Annotated in this window: 11 protein-coding genes; 7 read left to right on the top strand and 4 right to left on the bottom strand. The window is 68.1% G+C overall.

Features of this window, described 5'->3' with window-relative positions; genetic code table 11:
• On the top strand, positions 1–641 hold a 641-nt coding region (locus AC3WRI_RS16755; RefSeq protein WP_492293618.1), incomplete at its 5' end, for a BspC domain-containing protein.
• An 80-nt stretch (positions 642–721) separates the two neighbouring features.
• Here AC3WRI_RS16755 and AC3WRI_RS16750 read toward each other — a convergent pair.
• Both AC3WRI_RS16750 and yaaA read right to left on the bottom strand, forming a co-directional pair.
• Entirely contained in the window at positions 722–1,864 is a 1,143-nt protein-coding gene (locus AC3WRI_RS16750) for a M14 family metallopeptidase (protein ID WP_010809076.1), read from the bottom strand.
• 26 nt (positions 1,865–1,890) lie between these two features.
• Positions 1,891–2,676 (bottom strand): peroxide stress protein YaaA, encoded by a 786-nt coding sequence (yaaA, locus tag AC3WRI_RS16745; RefSeq protein WP_492293616.1) that lies wholly within the window; start codon positions 2,674–2,676, stop codon positions 1,891–1,893.
• Between the two features lie 49 nt (positions 2,677–2,725).
• Here yaaA and AC3WRI_RS16740 point away from each other — a divergent pair, with 49 nt between their 5' ends.
• Both AC3WRI_RS16740 and AC3WRI_RS16735 read left to right on the top strand, forming a co-directional pair.
• On the top strand, positions 2,726–3,253 hold the full coding sequence (locus AC3WRI_RS16740) for a PIN domain-containing protein (RefSeq protein ID WP_010809078.1): 528 nt from the start codon (positions 2,726–2,728) through the stop codon (positions 3,251–3,253).
• Between the two features lie 83 nt (positions 3,254–3,336).
• Entirely contained in the window at positions 3,337–4,518 is a 1,182-nt protein-coding gene (locus tag AC3WRI_RS16735) for a pyridoxal phosphate-dependent aminotransferase (protein ID WP_011614879.1), read from the top strand.
• A 72-nt stretch (positions 4,519–4,590) separates the two neighbouring features.
• On the opposite strand, the gene AC3WRI_RS16730 is transcribed toward AC3WRI_RS16735, so the two are convergent.
• A complete protein-coding gene (locus AC3WRI_RS16730; RefSeq protein ID WP_010809080.1) occupies positions 4,591–5,232 on the bottom strand; it encodes a glutathione S-transferase in 642 nt (213 codons plus the stop codon).
• Positions 5,233–5,421: 189 nt separating this feature from the next.
• Here AC3WRI_RS16730 and AC3WRI_RS16725 point away from each other — a divergent pair, with 189 nt between their 5' ends.
• The 4 genes from AC3WRI_RS16725 to AC3WRI_RS16710 all read left to right on the top strand — a co-directional run bounded on the left by AC3WRI_RS16725 (position 5,422) and on the right by AC3WRI_RS16710 (position 9,703).
• Positions 5,422–6,945 (top strand): 3-hydroxyacyl-CoA dehydrogenase, encoded by a 1,524-nt coding sequence (locus AC3WRI_RS16725; protein ID WP_492293614.1) that lies wholly within the window; start codon positions 5,422–5,424, stop codon positions 6,943–6,945.
• Positions 6,946–6,978: 33 nt separating this feature from the next.
• Entirely contained in the window at positions 6,979–7,758 is a 780-nt protein-coding gene (locus AC3WRI_RS16720; protein WP_010809082.1) for an oxepin-CoA hydrolase, alternative type, read from the top strand.
• A gap of 82 nt (positions 7,759–7,840) precedes the next feature.
• Positions 7,841–8,566 (top strand): histidine phosphatase family protein, encoded by a 726-nt coding sequence (locus AC3WRI_RS16715; RefSeq protein WP_010809083.1) that lies wholly within the window; start codon positions 7,841–7,843, stop codon positions 8,564–8,566.
• 60 nt (positions 8,567–8,626) lie between these two features.
• Positions 8,627–9,703, top strand: a complete 1,077-nt coding sequence (locus AC3WRI_RS16710; RefSeq protein ID WP_058696939.1) for a phosphotransferase — start codon at positions 8,627–8,629, stop codon at positions 9,701–9,703.
• 69 nt (positions 9,704–9,772) lie between these two features.
• Here the strand turns inward: AC3WRI_RS16710 and ggt are convergent, their stop codons facing one another.
• A complete protein-coding gene (gene ggt / locus AC3WRI_RS16705) occupies positions 9,773–11,653 on the bottom strand; it encodes a gamma-glutamyltransferase (protein WP_492293612.1) in 1,881 nt (626 codons plus the stop codon).
• Positions 11,654–11,720 lie beyond the last annotated feature (67 nt).

Here is an 11,720-nt window from a genome sequence, read left to right as displayed (position 1 = left end):
CGCCCGCCCGACCTGCCGCCGCCGCCCCGGCACCCGCCACTCCCACGCCGCCCACCAAGACCGTCACCCTGCCCGACCGCGGCCGCGTCAGCCTGTCCGAGTACCGGACCCGCATGCGCGAACAACTGATGAAGACCGAGAACGCCACCAGCGACGTGGCGGACTGCGCCGCCCACGCCAGCTGGGTGGTGCCGCGCTCGGCCAGCTACGATGCATTGAAGATCCCCACCGGCGCGCTCGCCGCGGGACAGGCCACGACCGAGCCATGGAGCGGACGCTTCTCGCCCGGCAAGCAGGCCGTACCGGTCAGCTCGGTGGTCACCTTCGCCGCCACCGCGCACAAGCGCCGCGGCAGCGACGACTGGCAGCCGGTGAAGGTGCGCTGCGGTTATGACGACGGGATGATGCTGGCGTATGAGCTGCTGGACAGCGGCGGCGCCACCATCAGCGAACCGGCTGCCGCGCCGGCCGTGCCTGCTGCTACGCAAGCTTCGGCAAGCAAGAGCCGCAAGGGGGCCAAGGGCAAGAGCACGGCATCGAAGTCAAGCAAGGCGACGGCGTCCAGGTCGTCGAAGTCAACGAGCGCCAAGTCCACCTCCGGCTCGGCCAAGACGACCAGCAAGGCCAGGAAGAAGCAATAGGTGCAAAGCGGGCGCACCGCGTCCGCGCCAACGCCGTTCCGGCCCACCCGGTTTCGTCCGGTTGGGCCGTTTGCGTTGGCTCAGCCCAGGTAGTCCAGGATCGCCTGCAGCATCGCCGTCCCCAGCAGCGCGCTGCGCGCGCCGTTCCAGCCGACCGCCGGATCCGGCAGGTCGGCATTGTCCTTGAACGGCATCTCCAGCGTCAGCGCCAGGCAGCCGAAGGTATGCCCGATGTACTTGGACGCCAGCTTGAGCGCATCCGCGTTGTACTTGCTGGCCGCGTAGCCGTGCACATCCTGGAAATCCGGCGAGACCCGCTTGAAGGCCTCGATAAAGCGCTGCTGCTCGCGCCGGCGCGCCTCGGTAAAGCCCGGCAGCATCTCGCTGCCGGCGACGAAGTTGTACGGCAGTCCCTCGTCGCCATGGATGTCGAAGAACATGTCGCAGCCGCTGGCCTCGATGGCGCGGCGCACGTGGTAGACCTCGGGGCTGGTATCCGGGCTCGGCGCCATCCACTCGCGGTTCAGGTTGGCGCCGGCGGCGTTGGTGCGCAGGTTGCCGCGCGCCGAGCCGTCCGGGTTCATGTTCGGCACGATATGGAACACCGCGCGCTCCAGCAGCTTGCGCGCAACCGGGTCGCCCGCCCACATGCCGGTGCCGGTCAGGCGCTGCAGCACGCCTTCGACAAACCATTCGGCCATGCTCTCGCCCGGGTGCTGGCGCGCGATCATCCAGATGGTCTTCTTGCCGGGGCCGGGCTGGCCCAGCGTGACGCGGGTCATGTCGCGCCCGTCCACGGTGCTGCCCAGGTGCGACAGCCGCGCCAGCGGCGAGCGCTGGCAGCTGGCGAGCAGCGACAGGTGGCGCTCATCCGGATACGGCTCGAAATACGCAAACCAGATGCTGTCGTGCTCGGGCGTGAATTCCACCGTCATCACCTGGCCGTCAAAGCGCGTCGGCACGCGGAACCAGTTGGCGCGGTCGTACGAAGCCACCGCGCGGTAGTCGCGCCATCCGTCCGGGTAGGTGCAGTCGCCGGCGTTCAGGAAGTGCATCCGGCACGCCTGCCCCGCCGCGCCCTGCAGGCGGAAATGGAACCATTGGCGGAAGTCGGCGTGCGAATCGGCGCGGATGCGCAGGCGGATATCGTCGGCGCGGTCGAGCGCCTCGACCTCGATGGCGCCGGAGTCGAATTGCGAAGAGATGTGCAAGGCGGCAGGCATGGCTGGCAGTCTCGTGGCGATGGGTTTCAGTCTTCCAGGCGGCGGCGGAACACCCAGCGGGTGGTATCCGAGGCCGCGGCGTCGAAGGCGTAGCCGTCTTCGGCAAAGCGCTTGAGCTTTTCCGGCTCGGTCACGCGCTGCGTCACGGCGTAGCGCGCCATGGTGCCGCGCGCGCGCTTGGCGTGGAACGAAATGATCTTGTAGCGGCCGCCCTTCCAGTCCTCGAACACCGGCGTGACGATCCTGGCCTGCAGCACCTTGGGCCGCACCACCTTGAAATATTCTTCCGAGGCCAGGTTGACCAGCACCGGCGCGCCTTCCTGCCTAAGCGCGGCCATGTCGGCGTTGATCATCTGCGTGACATCGTCGCCCCAGAACGCGTACAGGTCCTTGCCGGCAGCGTTGTCGAGGCGCGTGCCCATCTCCAGCCGGTAGGGCTGCATCCAGTCCAGCGGGCGCAGCACGCCGTACAGGCCGGACAGGATGCGCAGGTGCTTCTGCGCAAAGCCGAGGTCGTCGGCCGACAGCGTTTTCGCGTCGAGGCCGTCGTAGACGTCGCCATTGAAGGCCAGCACCGCCTGCTTGCTGTTGGCCGCGGTGAACTCCGGCGACCAGTCGCCGTAGCGCGTCACATTGAGCACCGCGAGCTTGTCGGAGATGTCCATCAGCGCGCCCACATCCTGCGGCGCCAGCTTGCGCAGGCGCTCGATCAGCGTGGCGGAACGGTCGATAAAGCGCGGCAGCGTATGGGTCTTGAGGCGCGGGGGAGTCTCGTAGTCCAGCGACTTGGCGGGAGACAAAACGATGAGCATGGCAAAATCGCGGCAGTAGCCAAGGACAAACAAGCCAAGATTGTAGCGAATGCGCCTCGACACCACCGCAACCACCCTCTTCGCCAGCCCCGCCGGCGTCACATCTGCGCCGCGCGTGGTGCTGGACTCCAACATCTGGGTGGACCTGCTGGTCTTCCGCGACCCGCATGTGGAGCCGATCCGCACCGCGCTTGAGGCCGGCACCATCGCCCCGGTGATCCGCGCCGACTGCCGCGAGGAACTGCGGCGGGTGCTGGCCTATCCGCAATTTGCCCGCTTTGACATCGATATCGATGCCGCGCTGGCCACCGTCGACCGCCTCGCCAGCCTGGAAGCCGCGCCGCCGCAGGCCGACTACGACGCCATCCGCCTGCCCCGCTGCAAGGACACCGACGACCAGAAGTTCGTTGAGCTGGCGCACTTTGCCGGCGCCGCCTGCCTGGTATCGAAGGACAAGGCCGTGCTCAAGCTGCGCACCCGCCTGCGCCGCAGCAGCGGCGTGGAAGTGATGACGCCGCCGGCCTTCGGCGCCTGGCTGGCCACGCTTGGCGCCGCCAGCGCCGCCGATCCGCTTTAGAATGTCGGCTCCCGGCGCCGCCTACGTGGTGGCGCCGCACGCCTGATCGCATCCCGTCCCCACCGCATCGACACGTTCGCATCATGTCCGCAGACACCACCCACACCCAGTTGACGCCGCTGACCCCGCCGCCCTCGCGCCTGCCCGCAGTCGGCACCACCATCTTCACCGTGATGTCCGCGCTGGCCACCGAGAAGAACGCCGTCAACCTGGGCCAGGGCTTCCCGGACTTCGACTGCGACCCCAGGATCGTCGATGCCGTGACCGCCGCCATGCGCGCCGGCCATAACCAGTACCCGCCGATGGCGGGCGTGCCGCGCCTGCGCCAGGCCATCGCCGCCAAGATCGCCAGCCTCTATGGCCACCAGTACAGCTGGGACACCGAGATCACCGTCACCGCCGGGGCCACCCAGGGCATCCTGACCGCGATCCTGTGCGCGGTGCATCCGGGCGACGAGGTGATCGTGCTGGAGCCGTGCTACGACAGCTACCTGCCCGCGATCGAGCTGGCCGGCGCCACCGCCGTGCCGGTCACGCTGGAAGCGCCGGAATTCCGCGTGCCCTTCGACAAGCTGGCCGCCGCGATCACGCCGCGCACGCGCATGATCCTGATCAACACGCCGCACAACCCCACCGGCACGATCCTGCGCGCGGCCGACATGGACCAGCTGGCGCAGATCCTGGCCGGCACCGACATCCTGCTGCTCTCGGACGAGGTCTACGAGCACATGGTCTACGACGGCCAGCAGCACGCCTCGGTCTCGCGCCATCCTGAGCTTGCGCGCCGCAGCTTCGTGATCTCCAGCTTCGGCAAGACCTATCACGTGACCGGCTGGAAAGTCGGCTACGTGGCCGCGCCGGCCGCGCTGATGGCTGAGTTCCGCAAGGTGCACCAGTTCAACGTGTTCACCGTGAACACGCCGGTGCAGCATGGCCTGGCCGACTACATGGCCGATCCCGCGCCCTACCTGCAGCTGTCGGCGTTCTACCAGGCCAAGCGCGACTTCTTCCGCGCCGGGCTGGCCAACAGCCGCTTCAAGCTGCTGCCGTCGGACGGCACCTACTTCCAGTGCGTCGACTACTCGGCCATTTCCGACCTGAGCGAGGCCGACTTCGCCATGTGGCTGACGCGCGAGATCGGCGTGGCCGCGATCCCGGTCTCGGCCTTCTACACGCAGCCGCGTGAATCGGGCGTGGTGCGTTTCTGCTTTGCCAAGAAGGAAGAGACGCTGGCGCTGGCGCTGGAGCGGCTGGCCAGGCTGTGATGAAAACAAAAACGCCCGCGATGAATTCGCGGGCGTTTTTCACACATGCGGCAGTTCACGCCGCTTCGCTTACTACTTGCTGCGGCTCGCCATCAGCTCAAGATTGGCCTTGCGGTCGGCATTGACCTTCTGCACCGATTCACGCGCCGACAGCGTCTTCAGGTAGTCCTTGACCGGCAGGTCGGCCAGCAGGTCGGTGCCGTAGATGATCTTGGTGCACGACGACACCAGCGGCAGGTGCGCCGCGGCGGCGCAGTCGGCCAGCGTGAAGGTGTCGCCGGCGATATACGGCGAGAACTTCGCCAGCTTGGCGAAGGCGGGGACATAGCGCGTCAGCAGCTTGTGCTGGCGGTCCTTGACGCCGTCGCTGACCTTGCCGCCGAAGAATGCCTCGGGGTACAGCTCGCGCGCGGTCAGCTCCAGGTACAGTTCCATGAAGACGACGATCTCGCGCACCTTGGCGGCCTGGTACGGGTCGAGCGGCAGCAGCGGCGTCTGCGGATAGGCCGCCTCGACGTAGTCGACGATGGCTTCGGACTCGCACAGCGGGCCGGATTCGGTGATGATGTAGGGCACCTTGCCCGCGGGCGTGGCCGCCAGGTCGGTCTGGCCGATCCAGGCCAGCACCTCTTCGAACGGCACGTTCTTTTCCAGCAGCGCCAGCTTCACTTTGTTGTAGTAGTTGCTGGCGGCAAAACCGCAGAGCTTCAGCATGTCGTCTCTCTCCGTTATTGGAATGATCCCCGCATCGCACGGTGCGGATGTCGGGTGATTGTGGACCATCCGGGGTCTGCAGTGTACCGGCTGGCCGATCAGCGCACGCCGCCTGCCCCGCCGGACTGTTGCGGAAGGTGCAAAAAACGTACGATCGTGCTAATTTAACCACAACTTTTGGGGCAACTGATGAGCACTTTCACCATCGATACGCTGGGTATCGTCGGCACCGGCGCCATGGGCCGGGGCATCGCGCAGATCGCCGCGCAGGCGGGCCTGACCGTCAACCTGTACGACGCCAACCCGCAAGCCGTGGCCGCCGCGCGCCAGTACCTGCAGGACACGCTGGCCAAGCTCGCCGACAAGGGCAAGATCAGCGCCGCCGACGCAGAGGCCACGCTGGCCCGCGTCAAGCCCTGCGGCACGCTGGAAGACCTGGCCGGCTGCGACATGGTGCTGGAAGCCATCGTCGAGAAGCTGGAGGTCAAGCGCGACCTGATCGCCAAGCTCGAAGCGGTCCTGCGTGAAGACGCCGTCATTGCCTCCAACACGTCGTCGCTGTCGATCACCGCGATCGCCGTGGGTTCAAGGCACCCGGGCCGCATCGCCGGCTACCACTTCTTCAACCCGGTGCCGCTGATGAAGGTGGTCGAGGTCATCGACGGCCTGTTGGGCAACCCCGCGGTGGGCGACGCGCTGATGGCGCTGTCGCGCCGCATGGGCCATACGCCGGTGCGCTGCAAGGACATGCCAGGCTTTATCGTCAACCATGCCGGCCGCGGCATGAATATCGAAGGCCTGAAGGTCGCGCAGGAAGGCGTGGCCGGATTTGCCGACATCGACAACATCATGCGCGAGCAGGCCGGCTTCCGCATGGGCCCGTTCGAGCTGATGGACCTGACCGGGCTGGACGTGTCGCACCCGGTGATGGAATCGATCTACAACCAGTTCTACCAGGAACCGCGCTACCGCCCCTCGCCGATCACCGCGATCCGCGCGGTCGGCGGGCTGATCGGCCGCAAGGCGGGTGCTGGTTTCTATTCGTATGCCGATGGCCAGAAGCAGATGCCGGCAGCCGCCGCGGTGCCGGGCGCACGTCCGTCGAGCGTGTGGGTCAGCCACGCCAGCGAGCGCGGCCACGCCATGGTGACCAAGCTGCTGGGCGCGCTGGGCGTGACCCCGGAAGGCGGCAACAAGCCGTCGGCCGACGCGCTGATCATCGTCACCCCGCTGGGCCTGGACGCCACCACCAGCGCGCTGCAACAGGGCCTGGACCCGGCCCGCACGGTTGCCATCGACACGCTGCTGCCGTTCGAGGCCACCAAGCGCCGCACGCTGATGACCACGCCGGCCACCAGCGCCGCCGCCCGCGATGCCGCGCACGGCCTGTTCGCCAGCGACGGCGTGCCGGTCACGGTGATCCGTGATTCAGCCGGCTTCGTCGCGCAGCGCGTGCTCTGCTGCATCATCAATATCGCCAGCGATATCGCGCAGCAGCGCATCGCCACGCCGTCGGACATCGACCTCGCCGTCAACCTGGGCCTGGGTTATCCCAAGGGCCCGCTGGCGCTGGGCGATGCGGTCGGCCCGCAACTGGTGCTGGAGACGCTGCGCAACATGGAAGCGCTGACCGGCGACATGCGCTACCGCCCGAGCCCGTGGCTGTGGCGCCGTGCCGGCCTGGGCCTGTCGCTGCTGGCCGAAGAGCAGTAAGCCCGCCACCGCCCCACCGACCGAGCCACGCCCATGCCCGCACAGTTGCTTTCCCACCGCGTCGATTCGACCCTGGTGCTGACCATCTCGAACCCCGAGGCACGCAATGCGCTGCACCCGGACATCTACGCGGCCTCGCAGCAGGCGCTGGATCAGGCCGCCGCCGATGACTCGGTGCGCGCGGTCATCATCACCGGCGCCGACGGCATTTTCTGCGCCGGCGGCAACCTGAACCGGCTGCTCGGCAACCGCAGCCAGCCGCAGGAGGTGCAGGCCGCCAGCATCGCCCTGCTGAACGGCTGGGTCGAGTCGCTGCACGCCTTTCCCAAGCCGATCATCGCGGCAGTGGAAGGCGCGGCCGCGGGCGCGGGCTTTTCGGTGGTGCTGGCGTGCGATTTCGTGGTGGCGGCCAGCAATGCCAAGTTCGTGATGGCCTATGTCTCCGTGGGGCTCACGCCCGACGGCGGCGGCTCGTATGAGATCGCACGCGCGCTGCCGCGCCCGCTGGCCAGCGAGCTGATGATGGAAGGCAAACCGGTGGACGCGGCGCGGCTGGCGCAGTTCGGGCTGGTCAACCGCGTCACCGAGCCGGGCCAGGCCCTGGACGAGGCCCTGCGCCTGGCCGCTGGCCTTGCCCGCCAGTCGCCGCACGCCGTGGGCCGCATCAAGGCCCTGATCAACCACGCAGCCACCGCATCGCGCGCCGAACACCTGCTGGCCGAGCGCGACAGCTTCGTCGCCGCGCTGCACCACCCCGACGGCGGCGAAGGCATCAGCGCCTTCCTGGAAAAGCGCAAGCCGCAGTACCTCTGAAGCCGGGCGCCGGACGCCTGGCTTTACCCGAACGGCCAGCCCGCGACAGACGGGCATGCCGCACAATGCAAGGAGACAACGCATGGAACTGCCGCCGCCCTCGCGTCGCCGCATCTACCTGATGCGGCATGGTGCCGTTTCATATTTCGACGAGGCCGGGCGCCCTGCCCTGCCCGAGATGGTGCCGCTGAACGAGACCGGTCGCATGCAGGCGACCGCCGCCGGCCGCGCCTTTGCCGCCGAACAGATCCGCTTCGACCGCGTCATCGTCAGCGGACTGCCGCGCACGGTGGAAACCGCGGAGCGCGTGCTGGCCGAGCTGCCGGAGATGGACGGCATCGTGCCTGAAGTCTGGCCCGCGCTGCAGGAGATCCGCGGCGGCGACCTGTCCGCGATTGCCGACCAGGACCTGCGCGACGCCTTCGTCGGCGCCTTCGAAGGCGAAGTCCCGGAAGACAAGCGCTTCCTCAACGGCGAGACCATCGGCCAGTTCCTCGACCGCGTGCTGCCCGCGCTGGAGCGCCTGCGCGCCGATCCCGACTGGGACACCGCGCTGATGGTGCTGCACGGCGGCACCAACCGCGCCATCCTGTCGCAGGCCATCACCTGCGGGCGGCGCGTGTTCTTCGGCTCGCTGCTGCAGACCGCGGGCTGCATCAATGTGCTCGACATGGGCGACGGCCCGCTCGACTGGGTGGTGCGCATGACCAACTACTCGCCGCCCACGCCCGTGCACAGCGGCACGCGCCACACCACCATGGAAGTGCTGCTGCACCAGTATTTGCGCGGACGCCAGCCGCAGGGCTGAGCGCGCCGCGGACTTGATCGAATCCCAACCGATACCGAACAGAAAACCAACGGAGACAGCATGACCAGCAACGTATCGCACTTCGAGGGCACGCGCCCGGTAGCGGACCAGCAGCGCTTCGACACCGACGCGCTGGAAGCCTGGATGCGCCAGCACGTGGAGGGCTTTGCCGGCCCGCTGACCGTGGAGCAGTTCAAGGGCGGCCAGTCCAACCCGACCTTCAAGCTGGTCACGCCGGGCCAGACCTACGTGATGCGCGCCAAGCCCGGCCCCAAGAGCAAGCTGCTGCCTTCGGCGCACGCGATCGAGCGCGAATACCGCGTGATGGCCGCGCTGGCCGGCAGCGACGTGCCGGTGGCGCGCATGTACGCGCTGTGCGAGGACGAGTCCGTGATCGGCCGCGCCTTCTACATCATGGAGTTCGTCGCCGGCCGCGTGCTGTGGGACCAGTCGCTGCCGGGCATGAGCACCGCCGAGCGCAGCGCCATCTACGACGAGATGAACCGCGTCATCGCCGCGCTGCACACGGTCGACTACAACGCCATCGGCCTGGGCGACTACGGCAAGCCCGGCAACTATTTCCAGCGCCAGATCGAGCGCTGGACCAAGCAGTACAAGCTGTCCGAGACCGAACCGATCCCGTCGATGGACGCGCTGATGGACTGGCTGCCGCAGCATATCCCGCAGGAAGACGCCGACCTGACCTCGATCGTGCATGGCGACTACCGGCTCGACAACCTGATGTTCCACCCGACCGAGCCGCGCGTGCTGGCGGTGCTGGACTGGGAGCTGTCCACGCTGGGCCACCCGATGGCCGACTTCAGCTATCACTGCATGAGCTGGCATATCGCCCCGGGCCAGTTCCGCGGCATTGCCGGCGTTGACTTCGCCGCGCTGGGCATCCCGGACGAAGCCAGCTACCGCCGCCTGTACGAGCAGCGCACCGGCCGCCCGATCACGGGCGACTGGAACTTCTATCTGGCCTTCAGCATGTTCCGCATCGCCGGCATCCTGCAGGGGATCATGAAGCGCGTGGTGGACGGCACCGCGTCGTCGGCGCAGGCGCTGGACGCAGGCAAGCGCGCGCGGCCGATGGCGGAGATGGGGTGGCAGTACGCACAGAAGGCGAAGGGCTGACGCGGCAACTGCTGCAGCAAAAGAAGACGGGCGCCGAGGCGCCCGTTTTTCATCTGCATCGCGCGGCGCTCAATCCCCCAGCGCCACCCCTTCCCGCCGCGGGTCCGCACCACCGGCCCACACCACCTTGCCGTCAGGCCCCTGCTTGCGCATGATCGCCTGCGTGCCGCTGGTCATCTCGATCTCGGCCACCTGGTGGCCGCGCTGCTGCAGTGCCTGCACCAGGCCCGGCGAGACCAGCCCCTTCTCCACCTCGGTCGGGCCGTTGCGGCTGCCGAAGTTGCCCATGCCGATGGCGGCCTGCACGTCCATGTTCCAGTCCAGCATGCCGACCAGGGTCTTGGACACATACTCGATGATCTGCGAGCCGCCCGGCGAACCGACCGTGGCGACCAGCTGGCCGCTCTCGCGGTCGAACACCAGCGTCGGCGCCATCGACGAGCGCGGGCGCTTGCCCGGCTGCACGCGGTTGGCCACCGGCTTGCCGTTCTCGCTCGGCACGAAGGAGAAATCGGTCAGCTGGTTGTTCAGCATGAAGCCGCGCACCATCAGATGGGAGCCGAAGTACGACTCGATCGTGGTGGTCATTGAAATCGCCCCGCCGCGGCCATCGACCGCAACGATCTGCGAGGTGGAGACGCGCGGCGGTGAACGGTCGGGCGCGTAGGCCATCGCCGTGCCCGGCGGCACCCCCGGCTGGGCCTTGCCCATGCTCTTGTCGCCGATCAGCTCCGCGCGCGTGGCAAGGTAGGACGGGCTGACCAGGCCGGTCACGTTGACTGGCACGAAGTCGGCATCGGCCACGTACAGGCCACGGTCGGCGTAGGCCAGGCGGTCGGCTTCGGAGATCGCGTGGACCGCGTCGGGATTGGCCTCCATCACCGCCGGCGTGTTCACGCCCTGCGGCTTGAGCGCGGCCAGCGCGTACTTGGGATTCTTGGTCTCGAGCGCCTGCAGCGTGCCCAGGATCTGCGCGATGGCGATGCCGCCCGACGACGGCGGCGGCATGCCGCAGATCTTCCAGCGCTTGTAGTCGGTACAGACCGGCACGCGCTGCTTGGCCCGGTAGCTGCCCAGGTCAGCCAGCGACAGCGAGCCGGCATTGCTGCCGCCGTTGACCTTGGCGACGATATCGCGCGCGATCGGCCCGTTGTAGAGCACGCCGGCACCGCGCCGGGCGACATCGCGCAGGGTCTGCGCCAGCTTCGGGTTCTTCAGCACCGTGCCGGCCGGCTTGGGCTTGCCCTGTGCATCCAGGAAGTACGCGGCCATCTCCGGCGAATTGGCCAGGAACTTGTCGGCAGCCACCTGCGTGTACAGCCGCTGCGAGATCGGGAAACCCTTCTCGGCCAGGTCGATGGCGGGCTGGAACAGCTTGGCCCACGGCAGGCGGCCGTGCTTCTGGTGTGCCATTTCCAGCGCGCGCATCACGCCGGGCGTGCCGACGGAGCGTCCCCCGATCTGGGCCTCGCTGAACTCCATGGGCTTGCCGTCGGGGCGCAGGAACAGGTTTTCGGTGGCGCCGGCAGGGGCGGTCTCGCGGCCGTCGAAGGCCTGAACGTTCTTGCCGTCCCAGTACATGATGAAGGCACCGCCGCCGATGCCGGTGGCCTGCGGCTCGACCAGCGTCAGCACGGCCTGCATCGCGATGGCGGCGTCGATGGCCGAGCCGCCCTGGCGCAGGATGGCGCGCCCGGCCTCGCTCGCCAACGGGTTGGCCGCGGCAGCCATGTGGCGCTGCGCGTAGACGGTGGACATGCCCGGGCGATACCCGGAGGCAACTTCCGGGGCCGGCGGCATCGCGGCAGGCGGTGTCGTGGCCGACGGCGCAGCCGGTGCTGCGGGCGCGGCGGTCCCTCCGCCTTGGGTACCACAAGCACCGAGCAGCGCAGTCAGGGCAAGGGCCAGCGCGCAGCGCCACGCCATCGAAGAGAGGTCAGGGTGAGCCATGCGATATCTCCTGGGGAAGGATCAAACGATTGTAGTGGCGATCGGAGCATCCTGGGGCAAGAAAGTC

Source organism: Cupriavidus sp. FW305-27 (genome assembly GCF_058787995.1).
The sequence above is the reverse complement of the archived record's forward strand: the minus strand, read 5'-3'. Positions and strand labels throughout refer to the sequence as shown.